The sequence below is a fragment of the Aureimonas mangrovi genome, from assembly GCF_014058705.1.
Lineage (GTDB): Bacteria > Pseudomonadota > Alphaproteobacteria > Rhizobiales > Rhizobiaceae > Aureimonas > Aureimonas mangrovi.
In genome coordinates, this window is record NZ_CP059692.1 from 2,532,582 (window position 1) to 2,550,554 (window position 17,973).

Annotated in this window: 21 protein-coding genes and 1 tRNA gene; 14 read left to right on the forward strand and 8 right to left on the reverse strand. The window is 65.8% G+C overall.

Annotated features, from left to right (window positions below):
* Positions 1-299 precede the first annotated feature (299 nt).
* The 5 genes from H1343_RS12145 to H1343_RS12165 all read left to right on the forward strand — a co-directional run bounded on the left by H1343_RS12145 (position 300) and on the right by H1343_RS12165 (position 4,865).
* Positions 300-743, forward strand: coding sequence for a hypothetical protein (locus tag H1343_RS12145; protein WP_185983153.1), 444 nt, complete (start codon positions 300-302; stop codon positions 741-743).
* A gap of 11 nt (positions 744-754) precedes the next feature.
* Entirely contained in the window at positions 755-1,813 is a 1,059-nt protein-coding gene (locus tag H1343_RS12150) for a CsgG/HfaB family protein (RefSeq protein ID WP_185983154.1), read from the forward strand.
* A gap of 136 nt (positions 1,814-1,949) precedes the next feature.
* Complete coding sequence (locus tag H1343_RS12155) at positions 1,950-2,831, forward strand: hypothetical protein (RefSeq protein WP_185983155.1); 882 nt, start codon at positions 1,950-1,952, stop codon at positions 2,829-2,831.
* Between the two features lie 195 nt (positions 2,832-3,026).
* Positions 3,027-3,530, forward strand: coding sequence for a hypothetical protein (locus tag H1343_RS12160; RefSeq protein ID WP_185983156.1), 504 nt, complete (start codon positions 3,027-3,029; stop codon positions 3,528-3,530).
* Positions 3,531-3,659: 129 nt separating this feature from the next.
* On the forward strand, positions 3,660-4,865 hold the full coding sequence (locus H1343_RS12165) for an outer membrane protein (RefSeq protein WP_185983157.1): 1,206 nt from the start codon (positions 3,660-3,662) through the stop codon (positions 4,863-4,865).
* A gap of 66 nt (positions 4,866-4,931) precedes the next feature.
* Here the strand turns inward: H1343_RS12165 and H1343_RS12170 are convergent, their stop codons facing one another.
* The 3 genes from H1343_RS12170 to H1343_RS12180 form a co-directional block, all read right to left on the reverse strand.
* The gene (locus tag H1343_RS12170) at positions 4,932-5,885 is read right to left on the reverse strand and encodes an ABC transporter substrate-binding protein (protein WP_185983158.1); all 954 of its coding nucleotides are present in this window, start codon (positions 5,883-5,885) and stop codon (positions 4,932-4,934) included.
* 76 nt (positions 5,886-5,961) lie between these two features.
* Entirely contained in the window at positions 5,962-6,960 is a 999-nt protein-coding gene (locus H1343_RS12175) for an ABC transporter permease (protein ID WP_185983159.1), read from the reverse strand.
* Positions 6,941-8,452, reverse strand: a complete 1,512-nt coding sequence (locus tag H1343_RS12180; protein WP_246333613.1) for a sugar ABC transporter ATP-binding protein — start codon at positions 8,450-8,452, stop codon at positions 6,941-6,943. Before H1343_RS12180 ends, H1343_RS12175 begins: the two co-directional genes overlap by 20 nt.
* A gap of 437 nt (positions 8,453-8,889) precedes the next feature.
* On the opposite strand from H1343_RS12180, the gene H1343_RS12185 reads away from it, so the two are divergent.
* From H1343_RS12185 to H1343_RS12200, 4 genes are all read left to right on the forward strand, one after another.
* Positions 8,890-9,336, forward strand: coding sequence for an SH3 domain-containing protein (locus tag H1343_RS12185; protein ID WP_185983160.1), 447 nt, complete (start codon positions 8,890-8,892; stop codon positions 9,334-9,336).
* Between the two features lie 113 nt (positions 9,337-9,449).
* Positions 9,450-9,824, forward strand: coding sequence for a hypothetical protein (locus H1343_RS12190; RefSeq protein ID WP_185983161.1), 375 nt, complete (start codon positions 9,450-9,452; stop codon positions 9,822-9,824).
* Between the two features lie 88 nt (positions 9,825-9,912).
* On the forward strand, positions 9,913-10,140 hold the full coding sequence (locus H1343_RS12195) for a hypothetical protein (protein WP_185983162.1): 228 nt from the start codon (positions 9,913-9,915) through the stop codon (positions 10,138-10,140).
* Between the two features lie 476 nt (positions 10,141-10,616).
* Positions 10,617-10,910, forward strand: a complete 294-nt coding sequence (locus tag H1343_RS12200) for a hypothetical protein (protein ID WP_185983163.1) — start codon at positions 10,617-10,619, stop codon at positions 10,908-10,910.
* Positions 10,911-11,003: 93 nt separating this feature from the next.
* On the opposite strand, the gene H1343_RS12205 is transcribed toward H1343_RS12200, so the two are convergent.
* Positions 11,004-11,285 (reverse strand): hypothetical protein, encoded by a 282-nt coding sequence (locus tag H1343_RS12205; RefSeq protein WP_185983164.1) that lies wholly within the window; start codon positions 11,283-11,285, stop codon positions 11,004-11,006.
* 158 nt (positions 11,286-11,443) lie between these two features.
* Positions 11,444-11,944 carry an Lrp/AsnC family transcriptional regulator gene (locus H1343_RS12210; RefSeq protein WP_185983165.1) on the reverse strand — a complete coding sequence of 167 codons (501 nt, stop codon included), beginning with the start codon at positions 11,942-11,944 and terminating at the stop codon, positions 11,444-11,446.
* An 84-nt stretch (positions 11,945-12,028) separates the two neighbouring features.
* On the opposite strand from H1343_RS12210, the gene H1343_RS12215 reads away from it, so the two are divergent.
* Positions 12,029-13,201 carry an MFS transporter gene (locus H1343_RS12215; protein WP_185983166.1) on the forward strand — a complete coding sequence of 391 codons (1,173 nt, stop codon included), beginning with the start codon at positions 12,029-12,031 and terminating at the stop codon, positions 13,199-13,201.
* A gap of 731 nt (positions 13,202-13,932) precedes the next feature.
* Entirely contained in the window at positions 13,933-14,232 is a 300-nt protein-coding gene (locus H1343_RS12220; RefSeq protein WP_185983167.1) for a hypothetical protein, read from the forward strand.
* A gap of 567 nt (positions 14,233-14,799) precedes the next feature.
* Here H1343_RS12220 and H1343_RS12225 read toward each other — a convergent pair.
* Both H1343_RS12225 and H1343_RS12230 read right to left on the reverse strand, forming a co-directional pair.
* Positions 14,800-15,255 (reverse strand): PACE efflux transporter, encoded by a 456-nt coding sequence (locus tag H1343_RS12225; RefSeq protein ID WP_185983168.1) that lies wholly within the window; start codon positions 15,253-15,255, stop codon positions 14,800-14,802.
* A 407-nt stretch (positions 15,256-15,662) separates the two neighbouring features.
* Positions 15,663-15,863: a hypothetical protein gene (locus tag H1343_RS12230; RefSeq protein WP_185983169.1), complete on the reverse strand. Its 201-nt coding sequence runs from the start codon at positions 15,861-15,863 to the stop codon at positions 15,663-15,665.
* Between the two features lie 22 nt (positions 15,864-15,885).
* Here H1343_RS12230 and H1343_RS12235 point away from each other — a divergent pair, with 22 nt between their 5' ends.
* The 3 genes from H1343_RS12235 to H1343_RS12245 all read left to right on the forward strand — a co-directional run bounded on the left by H1343_RS12235 (position 15,886) and on the right by H1343_RS12245 (position 17,812).
* Positions 15,886-16,413: a hypothetical protein gene (locus H1343_RS12235; protein ID WP_210270033.1), complete on the forward strand. Its 528-nt coding sequence runs from the start codon at positions 15,886-15,888 to the stop codon at positions 16,411-16,413.
* A gap of 203 nt (positions 16,414-16,616) precedes the next feature.
* A complete protein-coding gene (locus H1343_RS12240; protein ID WP_185983171.1) occupies positions 16,617-16,922 on the forward strand; it encodes a hypothetical protein in 306 nt (101 codons plus the stop codon).
* Positions 16,923-17,629: 707 nt separating this feature from the next.
* Positions 17,630-17,812, forward strand: a complete 183-nt coding sequence (locus H1343_RS12245) for a hypothetical protein (RefSeq protein WP_185983172.1) — start codon at positions 17,630-17,632, stop codon at positions 17,810-17,812.
* An 85-nt stretch (positions 17,813-17,897) separates the two neighbouring features.
* On the opposite strand, the gene H1343_RS12250 is transcribed toward H1343_RS12245, so the two are convergent.
* A tRNA-Cys gene (locus H1343_RS12250) sits at positions 17,898-17,971 on the reverse strand.
* Between the last annotated feature and the right edge of the window lie 2 nt (positions 17,972-17,973).

Below are 17,973 nucleotides of genomic sequence, written 5' to 3' on the forward strand. Positions count from 1 at the left end.
GCTGTGCTCTTATCTTCGCTTCCCTTATCATGCGGCGCATGAACATCTTCTCTACAAGACATCTCACATCTTATGATCAATCATAGGTTGTGATTTTGTTGCAACTGTGCGGCAGAATGGCCATGCCTAATGCAAATGGAGGTTGCATCCGTCGCGCCCTGAAGTAACGGTGCGATGGAGCGGAAGGGCAGTGACACGCCGCAAGCGTGCCGCACCGCCGCCGACCAGGGGGAATGCCGCCGCACGCTTCGCCGGACGCCAAGTCCGCTTCAGCGAGGGCGACGATAAGGGGAAGATCGATGCGTCTCTTGAAGCTCGCGACAGCCGTCGCGGCAGCGCTGTCTTGCGCCTGGACCGCGGCATCCGCACAGAGCACCGTCAGCCCGTCGTCGGACTGGAACGGCAATTACGGCTTCTCGTCCACCGCCGACCGCAATCTCAGGCTGCTCCAGTCCGACCTTATCAAGAAAGCCGAGGAAGGGTACTACGAAAGCCTGGGGCGGCAGACCTACAACGTCACGACCAACAACAACGTGACGAACAACAGCTCCTCGACGACGGAGATCGGGCAGCAGACGACCACCATCGGAGCGATGAACAACACGACGAACACCATCGACGTGCGCGACAGCACCAACATCGACATCTCGACCGACAGCAACGCCACCTCCACCGGCTGCCAGAACGGCGCCATCACCATCGACAGCCCCTCGCCCATCGCGGGCGGCACGACCTGCAACTGACGGACGCCGCCATGACCGTGCGCAAGACCATCGCCACGCTCCTGACGTTGTCGCTTCTGGCGGGCTGCGCCGGCGCGCCGGGCGTGGCGGGATCGACCAGCAACGCCAAGCTCGTGCAGGGGCCGCCGATCACCGACATCGTCACCCCCTTCGACAAGGCACTCTCCTGCCTCAAGGGCGAAATCCAGCCCTCGATCGTCTTCTCCGTCGGCGCAGTGATCGACCAGACCGGCAAGGAGAGCTTCACCGACGGCGGGGTCGGCAAGTTCGTCACGCAAGGCGCAGGCGACATGATCCAGTCGGCCCTGTTCAAGGCCGGCACGACCGTCGTCAACCGCCGCGATCCGCGCGTCATGACCACCGAGGTCGAGTGGCAGATCCGCGATCCGCGCCGCATCGTGCCGTCGAACTTCTACATCACCGGGTCGATCAACTCGCTGGACTTCATTCCCGGGTCCGGCGCGGAAGTGGACATTGCGGGGATCGCCGGGCGCTACCGCCAGAACCGGATGCTCGTCGGGCTGGACCTGGCGATGACGGACGCCAACACCGGGCGTATCGTCGCCAACGTGCCGCTGCACAAGCAGATCTTCGCTTCCGAAGCCGGACTCGGCACGGGCCGCTTCTTCGGAGACACGCTGGTGCTGGCCGATATTGGCGGGCGCGAGCGCGAGGCGATCCACTTCGCGCTGCGGCAGATGCTGTATCTGGCGACCTTCGAGCTTCTGACGCAGGTGATGTCGCCGACGAACTACGCCGAGTGCCGCGGCCATATCGACCGGGCCCACGGCTATGTGGACAACACCACGACGGCCGCCGCGGTGGCCGCGGTGAAGCTGCCGCCGCCCCCACAGCGAACGGCGAGCGCGGTTTCCGGTCCGCAGCCGGCCGGTCGGCAGGCAAGCGCGTCCGGCATGGCGCGCGCGGCGCAGACCGCAGCCGCCAGCCCTGCCTCGCGGCAGCAGAACGGCAATTTCGCGGCTTCCAGCGGAACCTTCGCGCCATCGAACGGCGGCGACGAGGACACCAGCGCCCAGGCAAGGGCACAGGCGATCCTGACCGCGCAGTAGCGTTTTCGAGATTTCGGCGGAGCGGGGGCAACCGCTCCGCCGAAGCAAGACAGGGCCCCTGGAAAGATCCTGTCCAACCTTCACCCACGCCGCCTATCAGGGAGCGGGCGGCTCCATATAGACTGGAGTATATGGCATGAAAAAGGTTCTTCTCGGCGGCGCTTCGGCGCTCGCCTTCCTCGCTCTCGGCTCGGCCGCGCAGGCACAGTCCCTCTCCGACACGATCGGCGCGGGCCTCATCGACCTGCAGGGTGAGTTCGCCACCGGCAACTACATCAACGAGTCGATCAACATTGCCGCCATCGACGGCAGCGTGAACCTCATCGGGACCGGCCTCACGGCAGCCACCAACATCGACCTCGGCACGCTCAACGTCGACGCCGACCTTCTGATCGAGGCCGCCGTCGGTGCGGGTCTCGATCTCGAGGTCATCCTCGAGCTCATCGAGGGAGGCGACATCTCCGGTCTTCTGGCCCTGGCGGTCGCGGCCGGCATCGATCTCGACCTCGGGCTCGGCCTCGATCTCGGCAGCATCGTCGCCGACACGCAGGTCGGCGGCACGATCTCGTCCGCGGCCGAGATCGCGACCCTCGCCGTCGGCGCGGTCAACACGGGCGACATCGCCACGGGCGTCTCGACCGTGACGGCCGCAACCTCGAGCGACACGTTCACCGCGGTGACGGGCGCGATCGAGTTCTCGTCCGACGAGGTCAGCTCGGCCGCCAACACGTCGACGACGGCCGCCTCGGCCGCCGCGTCCCAGGTCAGCTTCTCGGCTGGTCCGGCCACGGTCGCGGCGATCAGCACGGCGGCGGACTTCTCGTCCTCCGGCCCGCTGGCGGGCGTCTACGCCACGAACCGCGCCTTCAACATCGCCGACATCAACGGCTCGGTCACGGCCGCGGCGAACCAGATCGACCTGACCGGCGTCAGCACCCTCGCGGTGGGCGCAGTCAACACCGGCTCGATCGCCCTCGGCCTCGAGGGCGGCCTGGCCGACCTCGCCGACCTGAACTAGCAACCATCGGGGGCGGGTCCGCCCGCCCCCACCCTTCGCATCGTGAAGCCAGACGACGACGCGGCACCGGCCGCGCCGAACGATCCGTCGCGCCCGATCACGTCTGAGCCCGACCGTTTTTACACCTGATCCGGGCCGACCCAGCGCCCGGCAACGGAAGAGCCGACACCCGGCAACGGGAGACAAGGAGCCGCCATGCCGCCTTCCCTCGCGATCCGTCCGCTGTTGAGCGGTGCCGCTCTCTTCGCCGGGCTCCTCGCCGCGAGCGGCGCCTCCGCCGAATGGACCTACAGCGAGGTGGCGCGCGGCGCCGGAGAGCCGGCGACCCATATCGCCGTGACCTCGCGCGAGTATCACGGCGTCGGCCTGCGCTGCGACGGCTCGGCCGTCTCCGTGCAGTACCTCACCAACGACCCGATGGATGGCGAACAGCTCGAACGTTTCAACGCCTCGGGGCCCAGCCTGAACCTCAAGGCCGGCGCGCAGGCGCGGCGCCTGACCGGCGAGATGCAGCGCGTGCCGCAGGGGCTCGTCTTCGTCGCCGCCGCAGAACCCGAGTTGCTCGAAACGCTCTCAGGCGCGTCCGGCGAGCTAGAGGTGTCCATCGATTTCTCGGGCCGCCAGACCCATCAGCGCACCTTCGCGATGGAGGGTTCGGGCCCGGCCCTCAAGACGCTGCGCGAGAACTGCGCGCCGTGATGCCCGGCCGACGAGGCCAAGGACGACGTCGAGGCCGCGACTGCGGTCTCGGCCCCAAAGCAAAGCGGCCGGCGCGGGGGGACCATTGCCGGGCGTGCCGAACAAGAGCCCAGACTGGAGATCATGATCATGAAGAAACTCGCCGCCCTCCTCTCTCTGACGACCGCGCCGGCGTTTGCCGCCGACATCGTCGTCTACGAGCCGCCGGCACCGCCCCCGGTCTTCGTCGCCGCGCCGAGCTGGACGGGCCTCTATATCGGCGGCCAGGCCGGCTACGCGTTCCACGGCAGCGGCTCGAGCGGCCTGAACAACGCCTTTATCCGCATTCCGGGAACGCCTGGACAGCCTGAGGTTCCGGCCGAGCCCGGCACGCCCGGAACGCCTGGCACTCCCGGCACGCCGGGGACCCCGGGAACGCCGGGCACCCCGCCCATCGTCATCCCGGCCGGCACGCTGGAATACTCCTATGCCTGCGCCGGCATCGCCGCGGACGCCACCTGCGCCGTCGCCGTCAGCGGCGCCGTCACCGACACCTACGAGCTGACACGTGCCGAGCTTTCGGCCGCCGCCGTGCTTCTGGGCGGTTCAGCCGGAGACGTCGCGGGGATCGCCGGCGCGGGCGAATTCACGCTCGGCGAGGCCGTCATCATCGATCCAGGTACACCGGGCACCCCCGGCACACCGCCGACGCCGCCCACGCCGGAAGTGCCAGGCACGCCGGGCACACCGGGCAGCCCTGCCGTCCCCGGCACGCCGGAGGAGATCATCAATCTCTCCGATCTCGCAGGCGTCTCGCGTTTCGAGGACGAGTCGGACGGCTTCATCGGCGGTATCCACATCGGCTACGACAGGCAGCTCGGCTATTCGGTGGGCTCGGGCGCCTTCGTGATCGGCGCTCTGGCGGACCTCTCCTATGTCGACGTGGAGCGCTACGGCGGCATCCGCGGCTTCAGCGAGGAAATCTCCGTGCGCGAAGAGCTGGATTATCTGGCGACCCTGCGCCTGCGCGCCGGCGTCGGCTTCGAGCGCGCTCTCGTCTACGCCACGGGCGGCCTCGCCTTCGGCAATGTGGACACGACCTTCGTCAACACCGTCTTCGACGACTACGGCTCCGACAGCGACACGCGCGTCGGCTATGCGGTGGGCGGCGGCGTGGACTTCCTCGTCTCGCCGAACTTCTCGATCGGTATCGAGTATCTCTACACCGATCTCGGCGACGGCGACGGCGTTTCGCGCTCCTACGATCTCGGCGGGGGCACGACGCTCAACGTCGCGGCCGACGAGGATTTCGACTTCCACACCGTCTGGGCCAAGGCTTCCTTCCGCTTCAACTGAGCGCAGACGCAGCCAAACGGAAGGGCGGGCGCCACGCGGCGCCCGCCCTTTTCGCATTTCACCGGATCAGAACGGCGAGTCGGGGAAGTAGAAGCTCTCGGCGTTGTCCTGCGTGATGAGCTGCGCGCCGATCACGAACTCGCCCGCGATCGGGGCCGGAGAGGTAAAGCGCAGCGCCGTCAGCTCGATGGCGGTGGCGATCATCGCGGGCGGGTAGGTCACGTCCACCGGTACCATCGTGTCGCCATCGCGAACGCGCGCGACCATCTCCTTCATGCCGGCGCCGCCGACCACGAACTGGATGTCCTCGCGGTTCGCTTGCGAGATGGCTTCCAGGACGCCGACGGCGATGTCGTCGTCCTGCGCCCAGACCGCGTCGATCTCCGGGAAGCGCGACAGGAAGTCCTGCATCACGTCGAAGCCGTCATCGCGGTTCCAGTTGGCGTTCTGGCTGTCGAGGATCTCGATGCCCGAACCGTCGATGGCCTCCACGAAAGCGTCGTAGCGCTCGTTGTCGATGGTCGTGGGGATGCCGCGCAGAACGACGATCTGCGCCCCGTCCGGGAAGCGCTCACGGAAATATTCGCCGGCAACGCGCCCGAGGCCCGGATTGTCGCCCGCGACGTAGAGGTCCTCGATGCCGTCCTCGGTCAACCCGCGATCGACCACCGTGACATAGGCACCGCCCTCCTTCACCGAGGCGATGGGCGCCGTCAGCGGTTCGCTCTCGAAGGGCAGCACGACGAGCGCGTCCACCTGGTTGACCGCGACCATGTCCTCGATCTGGTTGATCTGCTCGGAGGCGCCGTTGGCCGTCGACAGGACGAAGTCGAGCTGCGGATACTGCTCCTCGAGGCGCTCGATGGCGGCATTGGCATGGTAGTTCATGCCGCCCGCCCAGCCGTGGGTCGCGGCGGGGATCGAGACGCCGATCGTGGTCGTCTCGCCGTCCTGCGCGAAGGCGGGCGCTGCGACGAGCATCGTGCCCAGCGCGGCGGTGGATAGAAGCGTCTTCAGCATGGATATGGGCCTCCCTGGTCCCGTTCGGTCCTGTCGCGCCCCATTCGGCGCCCTCCCCGGCCTTGCCGGATTTCGTTCAGCTCTTTCGCGAGCGCTGGAGAAGCACTGCCGCCACGATGATGACGCCCTGGATCGCGCCATTCAGATAGTTCGAGACGAGCGAGGTGATGTTGAGGATGTTGCCGATGAAGCCGAGGATGAGCACGCCCACCACCGTGCCCCAGACCCGGCCGTAGCCACCCTTCAGGAGCGTGCCGCCGATGATGACGGCGGCGATCGCCTCCAGCTCCCACAGGACGCCGGTGGAGGGCGAGGCCGAGCCAAGGCGCGGCACGTAGAGGAGCGTCGCCACCGCCACGCAGATCCCTTGCAGGACGTAGGCGAAGGTCTTCACCCGGTCGACGCGGATCGCCGAATAGCGCGCGACGTCCTCGTTGGAGCCGATCGCCGAGACGTGGCGGCCGAAGCTCGTCATCGACATTACGATCTGCCCGGCGATCGCCACCAGGGCGAAGGCGATGATCGGCCAGGGCACGCCGAGGATACCGTCGAAATAGACCGGCCGGTAGATGGTGCGGATGCCCGAATCGAGCGACAGCGTGCCGCCGTCGGCGAGCCAGGTGACGAGCGAGCGGTAGATGCCCATCGTGCCGAGGGTGACGATGAACGGCTCGATCCCGGCCTTGGTGATCAGCCCGCCATTGACGGAGCCTGCCACCACGCCGATGGCGAGCGCGGCGAGCATGCCGACGGCCAGCGTCGAGGCGCCCGCTCCCATCGTCGGCACCAGCGCGTTCATGATGAGGATCATCGAGCCCGCCACGAATGCGGCCATCGAGCCGACCGAAAGGTCGATGCCGCCGCTCGCGATGACGAAAGTGGCGCCCACCGCGATGATGCCGATGAAGGCGGAGCGCGAGAGGACGTTCGTCATGTTGGCCCAGGACAGGAACCCGTCAGAGATGCTGGCGCCGATCACGAGAAGCAGGATCAGCGCCAGCACCGGGCCGATCGCCTTCAGGTCCACGCCCGAGCGCCTCGTCGGCACGGCCCGTTCAAGCGGCGCGGTCGACATCACTCTCTCCCATGGTCTTCACGCCGGTGGCGTATTTCACGATCTCGTCCTCGTTGATGTCCGCCCCGCTCACCTCGCCGACCATCCGTCCGGACCGCATGACGATGACGCGGTGGCACAGGCCGACGATTTCCGGCAGCTCCGACGAGACGACGATGACGGCCTTGCCTTCGGCAGCCAGCGCCGCGACGAAGCGGTAGATCTCCTGCTTGGTGCCCACATCGATGCCGCGGGTCGGCTCGTCGAAGATCACGACCTCCGGTTCGGACAGCATCGTCTTGGCCAGAAGCAGCTTCTGCTGGTTGCCGCCCGAAAGCTGGCCCGCCTGCACCGTGCGGTCCCGCACGCGGATGTCGAATCGCGTGATCGCCTCGTCCAGCGCCTTCTCCTCGGCGCCACGGTCCACGAAGCCGCGCGAGAAGCGATCCAGCGCCAGGAGGGTGAGGTTTTCGCGCAGGCCCTTGCGCAGCAGGAGGCCCCGGCCTTTCCGGTCCTCCGTGACATAGGCGATCTTCAAGGCGACTGCGTCCTCGAACCGGCGGATGCGCACCTCGCGCCCCTCGCGCTCGATCGTCCCGCCGGTGCGGTGGCGCAGCCCGCAGACCGCTTCCAGAAGCTCGGTGCGGCCGGCGCCGACAAGGCCGGCGAAGCCGAGCACCTCGCCCGCCCGCAACTCGAAGCCCCCGTTCGTCACCCGGCCGGGGACGTCGACGCCTCGCGCCGAGAGCATCACCGGCGCCCCGGCTCGCGGCGGGACTTTGGGCGGAAACAGGTCCGACAGTTCGCGGCCGACCATCAGCCCCGCCATCTGATGCTCGTCGAGTGTGCCGCCGGGGCGCGTCGCCACGTGCCTGCCGTCGCGCAGAACGGTGATGCGGTCGGAGAGCGCGCGCACCTCATCGAGCTTGTGGGAGGTGAAGAGGATGGCGACCCCCGCCGCCTTCAGCTTGGCGACGATGCGGAAGAGCGCCTGCGCCTCGCGCGGGGTCAGGACGGCCGTCGGCTCGTCGAGGATCAGGACGCGCAGGTTGCGCGAGACGGCCTTGGCGATCTCCACCCGCTGCTTGTCGGAAACGGACAGGTCCGCGACGCGCGTGCGTGGGTCGAGCGCGGTGTCGAGCTCTTCCAACGCCTGACGCGAAGCCTCGTGCATGGTGCGCCGGTCGAGGAACAGGCCGCGCCGGATTTCCCGGCCGAGAAAGATGTTGGCGGCGACGGAGAGTTGCTCGGCGAGCGCGAACTCCTGATGGACGAGCACGATGCCCGCCGCTTCCGCCGCGAGATTGGAGGCGAAGGAGACGGGCGTCCCGTCGAGTTCCACCGCGCCGCGCGTCGCCCGCTCGTAGCCGGACAGGATCTTCATCAGCGTCGACTTGCCGGCGCCGTTCTCGCCGATCAGCGCGTGAAGCTCGCCGGGCACGAGATCGATGTCGATCCCCTCCAGCACGGTGACGGGTCCGAAATCCTTTCCCACACCGCGAAGCGCCAGCACCGGCCGCTTCGCGGCCGCCTTTCCACGCGCGTCGGCCTTACCGGCGGGCGCATCCGCGCTCCGCGGTTCTGTCCTGTTCGTCAAGCCTTCCTCCCGGACCGCACCGGGACCGCCTCCGCGATCCCACAGCCGTCCCATCCCGGTATGCAGCCCCTCCTCCAAGGGTCTTTGCGCCGCATCCACCTCGATGCCAAGATTGTGCAGAGATGGCCGGGCCGCACAAGAGCGCGCAGGGCAAATATTCGCCATGCCGACGAGCCTTGGCGTGCCGCCGGCATGCGCTGTCTTCGGTTTTCGTAAAGTCTGATGTGCAGACTCAGTAGATCGGAACGACCTTCGCGCGTCCCCATACGGGCGGTGCTCTCGAGGCGCGGGCGGTTCCGATCGCGCGGTCCATGCTGTAGCCTCGCCGTGACAAGCATGGAGATTCCCCGCCGATGACGGGCATTGAAACGGCAGGACCAGGCGCACGGCATCGACGGCGACATGCGGGCAAGACCGCGCCGCTCGCCGCCGGTCTCCTCGCCCTCCTGTCCGCCGCCGCGCCCGCCTTCGCGGCACCCGCCGTTCCCGTGCGCTTCGGCGGCGATCCGGTGGCTGCGGCCTGCGCGACCCGCGCCGTCCTCGGCGAGAGCGAAGCGCGCGAGGGGCTGGTCGACATCCGCTCCGGCCCCACCGGCACCTTCCGCGTGCTCGAGCGCCTGCCGGCCGGAACGGAAGTCTACCGCTGCGACGAGAACGGCACTTTCGTCGGCATCGTCTATGGCGAAGGCGATTGCGGCGTGGAAGAACCGCTCGACCGGCGCGCCGCCTATCGCGGCCCGTGCGCGTCCGGCTGGGTTCACAACCGGGCGCTCGAACCCTCGCCCGGCGGCCCCGCCTGAGGCGCAGCGCCGCAGCCCGCAATATTTTGAAGGATGTCGTCACGTTGCGGCATTTGCAGTGCCGCATTTCGCGTCTATCTGAGCGCCATCGAAATGCAGGACGTGCCCCGAGAATGCGCCGCAAGGCCCGCACCGACCCGGACTTCAAGTCCTTCCTCCTCGACTATGCGAGTTCCACGGTCTTCCGCCCCGGCTCGGCGGAGGCGCGGCTGGTGCGCATCGTCGCCCAGCGCGGGCTTTCGGCCTTGAACTTCAACCAGATGGAACTGTGGTACGAGCGCGTTCTGCCGACGCTCTCAAAGCCGCTCGGCGAACAGGTGGCGATCAGCCGGATCATGCAGAACGGCGGCTACGTGCCGCCGCGCATCGACCCCGCGCGACCGGCGCGCGCGACGGCACACCCCTACGGCGTGGACGGCTACGGGCTCGAAATCGAGGCGACGGACGATCTCGCCTCCATTGCGCGGGCTCTTCGCGAAGGCGTCTGAGTGCACCGCGCCCGTCTTCGAAAGACATAGGCGTCTTTCTTCCTCAGGCCGCGAGGCTGTAGGCTGTCGCAAAACGCCGGAGGTCCTCGTGCGTATCCTCGCCCTTGCCGCCGCCGCGCTCCTGCTTTCGGCATGCACCGCCGAGGAAGGCCCTGCCCCCATGCCGGGCGCAGATGCGGACGCGCACGGTTGCCGCGGCTCGGCCGGCTATTCCTGGTGCCCGCGCTCGAACGCCTGCGAACGCCCCTGGGAACTGGCGGAACGGGAGAGGATCGCGAACACGCCCGAGGGCTTCATCGCCTTCTGCCGAGGGTGACGAACGCATGTTCGCACCGGTCTGCTCGGAGTGAGCACGCACATCGTTTCCGGGGCCAGACCAGATTGCCGAGAGCGGGCCTGCTGTCCGGCGCAGCTGATGTCGTCGGTGCTGCTATCGATCACTTTCGACCCGCCTTCGCTGCCGAGCGGCACCGATCAGCAATACCGAATCGATGCCTGTTCCGAGAAGGGACGGAAGGGGTCGTTCGAGAGGAATGAGCAGGATAGCCCGAGACGATGTACATCGGCTCCCTGGAGCCGAGCATCCTGCAGACCGAGGTACGAAGGAGAGGTGGCCAATCCTGGGGTCGCCGATGCCACGAGCGCTGAGCGCCTGTAATGGTGCAGAAATCGGATGGAGGCCTCGGCCGGACCGAAGCAGTCTAGCATTTTCAACGCGGTAGGCGATCGCGCACGAGGCTGGATGGCGTATCAACAGGTTGCATATAGCTTTGCCACACCGGAGACGACACCATGCCCGCCAAGACCCTCTACATCGTCCAGCAGTTCGAGCGGCGGGGCAAGAAGCTCGTCGCCCGTCGGCCGCGCGTCGTTCCGCGGCAAGCCTGTGTCGCTCATGCTCGTCTCAGATGGAGTTCCCCATCCGCCCAGGCCGCCGTCGCGCGCGCCGAGCGCGACGCCGAGCGAATCGCCGGCGTCGTCGCCATCACACAGACAGTGGACACGGACACGGGCGAAGTGTTGGAGGAGTCGGCGGCGCTGGCGCGGCACGGCGAGCTGCCGGCGGGGGTGTTCGGGGAGGAGTGAGGGCTGGCGGTCGCTTTCGACCCGAATGAGACGCGGCAACTCGTTCTCAGCTTCCGGCAAAGCGGACGCTCGAAGCTGACAGGCTCTAACAGTTCACCGTCCAGTCGCCACGATGAAGATAACCAAGGTGAGCAGCCAGAGGAGAACACCGATCCAACCGCCCATCGACGCTGTGAACACGAGGCGGCGATCTCCATCCCTGTACCAGCCGAACCAACCGCCCGGCTTTCTCGAACTCCAGTCGTCGACTCTTACCCAGCCTAAACTGATCAGCGGTAGAAGCACCTTTGCAGTGTAATACCCGACGACATCGACGAGCACGTCTACAACGAACACCTTGACCTGCTCCCTTGTCGTCGAAACTGCCGGAGCCACGATTTGCCTGGAAGCCGACTGTCGGAAATGCGCCCTACTCCGCCGCGAGCGCCTCCCTTGCCTGCTACGGCCGCCGGACCTAGCCCTGCAAAGCTAGCGAACTGCATCACCGTCAGCTCGCACGCCCTTCAGATCGCTGACGTGGCACCAGAGCATGATTAATCCGGCGCCGGTCCTCGCTCAATGAATGTCGATAGCGCGATGTAGCTCCGTACCGAACGCACGCCGTTCAAGTTCTGAATCTCCATCAAGAAGTTTTCCAACGATTCAGTGTCGTTCGCGCGGACTTTTACAAACACGCAGCCGTCGCCGGCCACCGTGTGGAGCTCTTCAACCTCAGGCCTATCGCCGAACGTCAGTAATTCGCGCGTCGCGATGTAGCTGCTGGTGTCGATGACGAGGAAGGTCAGGAGCGACCGACCCAGCTTGCAGCCATCGAGGACCGCGACCGTTGCCTTGATGACCCCGTCCCTCTTAAGCCGCTTTACCCGATCGTGGACGGCAGGAGCCGAAAGATTCACGATCCGGCTCAGCTCGGCGTAGCTCCGAGACGCATCCACGGCGAGCGCGCCTAATATCTTTCGGTCGATGTCGTCCAGATCGGCGGGGCGATGTCGTATTTGCCGAACGCCGTCTGTTTCTCTAATCGTAGCGGACATTCTTACTTTATCACCGAACCCTGTTCCTCATATTGGGAAGATAGCTGAACCGGGTTCGGCATCAAACTGCTTTTGGAGACACCTATGCCAGTCGCGCTTTTCGCGTTGGCAATTGGCGCGTTCGGCATTGGACTGACCGAATTCGTCGTTGCCGGCATCCTTCCCCAGATCGCGACAGGCTTCGGCGTCGACATTCCGACCGCGGGCCTGATGGCGACGACTTACGCGCTCGGCGTCTTCGTCGGCGCGCCGATCCTGACCGTGCTCGGCGCACGCGTGCCTCGCAAGACGATGCTGATGGTCCTGGCAGGAATTTTCACGACGGGCAGCGTCCTGACGGCACTCGCTCCGACCTTCGAGATCGCGCTCGCCGGTCGGATCATCACGGCCTTCAACCACGGTACGTTCTTCGGCATCGGTTCGATCATCGCGGCGTCGCTGGTCGCCAGAGAGCGACAGGCCAGCGCGATTGCCTTCATGTTTTCCGGGCTGACGCTCGCCAACCTTTTCGGTGTTCCGTTCGGGACCTGGCTGGCGCAGGCTTACGACTGGCGTCTGGTGTTCTGGCTGATCGCGGCCATCGGTCTAGTGACCGTCGGCAGCGTGGCGCTTCTCGTTCCCCGGATCGGAGCCGGCAAGGCGATCGCGTTTAAGGAAGAACTGCGCGCTTTCGTGGATCCGCAGGTTCTCCTCGCCATGGGGATCACGGTGTTCGGTCCTGCGGCCTTCTTCACCTCGATCACTTACATCGCGCCGATGATGCTGGAGAAAGCGCAGTTCACGGACGCCGGCATCGCTTGGCTGATGGTTCTGTTCGGTCTCGGCCTCGCAGTCGGAAACTGGCTCGGGGGCCGCTTCGCCGACCGCTCGCTGTTCGGGACACTGTTCGTCACTCTCGCTGCGCAGGCCATCGTTCTGTTTGTCTTCTGGATCGGCGTCGGCAGCCCGATCGTCGCCTACGCGTCCGTATTCCTGATGGCCGCCTTCGGTTTCGCCACAGTGTCCCCGATTCAGAAACTGGTGATGGACCGGGCCCGAAGCGCTGGAGCTCCGACCATGGCTGCGTCGGTGAACATCGGCATGTTCAATCTCGGCAACGCGATCGGCGCGTGGGCCGGCGGCGCAACGATCGCAGCCGGCTTCGGTCTGGCATCGCCGAACTGGGCGGGCGCGCTTCTATCGCTCGTCGCTCTGGCTCTCGCGGTAATGGCTTGGGCCAGCGCAGGCAAGGAAACGCAGATCGCTCCCGCCCGGTAGGGGCGACGATCGGATACGACTCGCGTGCGGCATTGTACGGCAGTGCATCGGCGGGATAATCGTGGGCTGCTCGAGTACTTGAACTGGGGAACGATGGCTCGAGGCCATCTACCTCCCCCTCACCTTCTCCGCCGCCGCCGATCGGTCGCCCGCTACCCCGCCGCCTCCTGCAGCGCCACGCCCATGGGTACGCGGGGCCGTTCATTAGTAAAGCCTGTGCTTGTGCAAGCCGCGAGGCTAGCCGATAGAGGCTTATGAGCGGAGAGTTCGCCAGCAAGCGTGCGTCATGGGCATCGGCAGCCAGGTGGGTCGCCGTCGTTTGCTGCGTGGCATTCGCCGTCGTATTTGCCAGCCAGGCCTCTCATCGCATCGCGTTCGCCGGATCGATCACCGGCGAAAGCCTGACCGTCGCGGACTTGACGAGTGTTGCGGCACCTAGCCGCCTCGTCCTTCAGCGGCTGTCGCCTCATGAAGTGTCCGCGGTGTCGCCGAGCATAGACGGCACAAGACCGTCACCTTCCGCCGATAGAGTTGACCCTTCGGTGTGGGTGCCGGCCACGTATGTGTATCGCTTTGAAGGTGCCCGACCCTCGCTCGCTCGCCGATGGAACCCGGCTCGCGCTCCTCCTCGCTGAACCGTCATCGCAAGTATCTCGGCCCGTCCGGCCTTACCCGATGCGCTCGACCCTTCAGGCTCAGCCTGAAGTGGCGAGCTTCCGCGAGTACCTGTCATGTCCGCAACGAAACTATCCCGCTCGGAAGCGATCAGTCGCGCGCGCGCGCACGCTCACGAAGTTGCCCCTGTTCCAGTCGAAGAACCTTTGATGCCAGCATTGAGCTGCATCTTCATCCTGCCGATCGCCCCCATCCTGATCGATATCATCGCCGATGAACTGCGCTGGACCTTCAGCCCCTACGTTTGGGGTGCGATCATCCTCGTCGCTCTCATCATCTTCATCCCACTGGAGATGAAGCGCCGGACCAATGAGCGGATCTACGAGATAGAACTGAAGCGACTCCTCAAAGAGTAGCACTTGGTGCAGGTCCGACCCCTGCACCACACGAGTACCCTTGCGTCACTATGCGGCATAGGAGAATGCCTCCGGCCGACGTCATCTCCATCCACCACGCGATGGAGATGCCTGCGATGACGGACGAGAAGACGCCTGCTCCAAGGCTCAGACAGCCGTTTGGTCTGAGGAAGCTCTTGGTCAGCTTCGCTTCGGGCGCCGTCATCCTTGTCGGCATCTACTTCGTAGCCACGGTTCTTGTTTGATGCGCACGCTTTGCCGTGCTTCGTCGGAGACGCACCCCGGCGACCCGTCTACGTCGTTTGACGCATAACACTCACCGAGCCCCCGATGTTAGTTCCAGGACCATGGAAGACGACACGCCTCCGCATCGCGATCCCGGCCTGTTCCTCATCCTCGGTTTGCGCTCTTTATCATTGCGGCTCACATGGCCGGAGTGACCCTGTAGGCGGCCAGGTCTCCAACCAGTGATCTCGGCAAAGCGGCGCATGATCGGGGCGGCCTCGGTGGTGCGGCAGGTCCGACGCTCCGGCAGAGCCGAAGCCGCCCTATCCCAGCATAATGGCATCACGCCTCGTTGTAGGTTGATGGCAACTTAAAAACGGCATCGAAGAGCCATGTGAAGACGAACGTGTAGACGAGAAAGAATACGAGTATGGCCGCTTCCATCTTCGTAGCTTCCCATACTCCGACCCCGTACCAGAGCATGTACAAAGGCACGATGAGAAGGAACAGTCCCGCCTCGAACCCAACCGCGTGGGTGAGGCGAAGCGAAACCGTTCGCTCGGTCAGGCCCCTGCGATTCTCCCACTTTTCCCACATTGAATTAAACACGTAGTTCCACAGGATCGCGATCACAGATACGGCTGCGGCTGCAGGAAGAGAGTTTATCACCGGCCCTCCCGCCAATGCCATGAGAAGGAGGGTGGATAAGATGATGGCGAAGAATTCGAAGGTTACGACATAAACGACACGACGTGATCGCGGCTGCAAAAACAACACGTACTCGACTCCGCGAGCCATTGCGGCTCTTCCTGAAAGAGCCGGTCCGTCCCGGTCATCTGAATCTGGTTGGCGACGGAACGCCCGGTGCGGCTACGGTTTCTGCGGCACGAGCCCAGAAATACGGACTCTTCACCGCGGGTCAAGGAGCACGCGCTTCCATGGCCAATGCCGGGCAAGGCTCATGGGCACCTGTGCGAGTAGCTTACCGCCCCACGCCGATCCTACGGATACACCACCGACCGCGAGTACCAGGGTAGGCCGCAGTCGGAGAAGATTCCCGCGTGCATCTGGGTCTGCACATCCTCGGGGCTCGCTGCAATAAGGTACGGCGACGTGATGCCCGGACCCAACGCGCGACCTCGCGAGATGACTTGGGCAGGCACGGCCTCCACCTGTCGGGACACTGCGCCGAACTCCCCGATGTATCACGGCCAGCCCCGCGCGTCGCAGTCGCGGTTCTTGGTGAAGCGGAAGCTGACAAGTGAACCCTCTCCGCTCGGGGCGATGCTCTCGATGGTGAACCGGGAATAGACCGGGAAGAACTGGGTCTCGGCCGCCGGGCCGATGAGATAGGCGAGCATGGCGACCGTGACGGCGGCGATGATCGCAAGCGGAATCTTAGCCACCAAGAGGCCCTCCCCTCGGCATATGAGCCGGTCCCGCTTTCTCCGCGCCATCAAGCGCCAAGACTTCTATCGGCCGATGCTGCGCGCCCTCGATCGGGCCGGCGTTACCGAGTTCCAGATTCTGCCGCCGACGGGCCTTGGACATCCCATCCTCACCTTCTACAACGGCCTAACGAGGGTCCACATCTCCCTGCCCGGCACGCCGAACGGGCGGCGCCAGCATCTACGTGCCGCGTGCCATCCGCCAGTCTATGCGGAAGGCGAAGGCGGCAATCGCCGAAAGGAGCGCGCGTTGATCAATCCTCGCACCCTCCAGCCGGCCGGTGACGTCTTCCCGCCTCGCGATGAGTGGGACATTGCCGCCTACGACGCCGACGAGGTGGTCGCCGGCTTCCGCGAAAGCACGCCGGACGACCCGCTTCCGAGTCCGAACCGCTCACCCGCCTATCGCTGGGGCTCGATCAACCGCGCTCGCGATAGGCAGGTGCCGGACGATGGCTTCGACGCGATCCGGCAAGCCTTCATCCGTATGCGAAAGAACGCGCACTGATGGCGGCCCTCCGCCCTTTCCAGCCGATCGACTTCCGCGGCCTGACGCCCCCGTGCGCCCTCGCCCGGCCTCCTGATCGTCGAGTATGTCGACCTAAGCAGCCTGTAGGTCGATCCTGCCTACCAGCGCGGACTCTCGGCTCGGTCCATGCGGATGCTCCGCCGGATCGTCGAGAGCTTCGACTGGCGGCCGAGCAGTACGGCGTGACGATCGTTCGCCATCCGCCCGCGCAGGGCGCCTACAAGCCAGGCCAGACGATCGCGGTCTCAGCGATCAAAGCGCTCCTCCGGCGCATTGGCTTCGACGAGGCCGTGCGCGTGCTGGCGATCCTGTCGGCCGCCAGGCTTGGACCGATCAAGGCCGACCATATCCGCGCTACCGAGCGACTTCTGTTCGAAGAGGAGTTCGCCTCACCCGATCCTGACGCGCTGGCCTCGTCGATCATCGGTCATCCCGGCTTCGAGAAGGACGCGAAGACGTTCGCCGCCACTCACGGCCTGCCGCTCTAGAAGGCGCTCGCGGCGGTGTGGTTTGAGAAGGCGAAGAAGCGGAAGGGTGGCGCCGAGGCGAAAGGTATGGCCATGACGACCGCGCCTTCGGCCTTATCGAAAGGTGTTGCCGTGATGCAATCCCTGACGACCTCGCCCGAGATCCGCGCCCGGCTCGCGGCGCCGGCAGCCGGGCAACCAGATCGGCCGCTGCCCGAAGTGCGACAAGCGCTATCGCGGCGGCCCGCAGGCCAGAGAGTGCGCCGACTGCGCCTATGGAGAGTTCGATGGGGAGCGCGTAGATCGTCAACGTCCCGCGGCGCGGTCTCAACCGCATGGAGGCCGCCGCATCGATCGTCGTGACCCCGAACATCGTCGATCCGATGGTGAGGGACGGCCTTCTGCCGCCGCCTCGGCGCTGGCACGCGCGATCGGCCCGCAGCACCGGCGGCGAGACGAGTTCCATCTACGCCTTCTCAAGAACTGAAACCGCGCCACCGACGGATATTGTCGTTCCCATCCATCCGACGCTGGAGACCGTCCTATCGTGGCACCCTGTGGCCGGGCTCCGGTACATGCTAACCGGGCAAGGCCAACCTTATTCGCTCAAGCGGCTCGGCAACCGTGTCTCCGAACGGTTCGACCAGGCCGGCCTACCGCGCTGCTCTGCCCATTCCGTTCGGAAGGGGCTTGCGACCAGTTAGGCCAAGAACGACGCCACCGACCGGATGCTGGACGCCGTGTTCGGCTGGAAGGACGGAAAGACCTCTAGGATCTACACCGCGCGTGCCGACCGGGCGAAGCCGACGAGACAGGCCGTTCTCAGGATCAAGTGGGATGATGCCGGAGCTGTTCTGGAGGGCCCAGAAGTGCGCTCGGCGGAGGCGGTCGGGAGAACAATCCGGGACTGAACTGCCACACCTCGCGGTCGGCCGTCACACGGTTCAGTCCCGAGACGCCTGAAGTTCAGCGATTGTAAGGGTTCCGGTGTGGCAGTGGAGGCCTCGGCCGGAATCGAACCGGCGTGCAAGGATTTGCAGTCCTCTGCGTAACCACTCCGCCACGAGGCCCC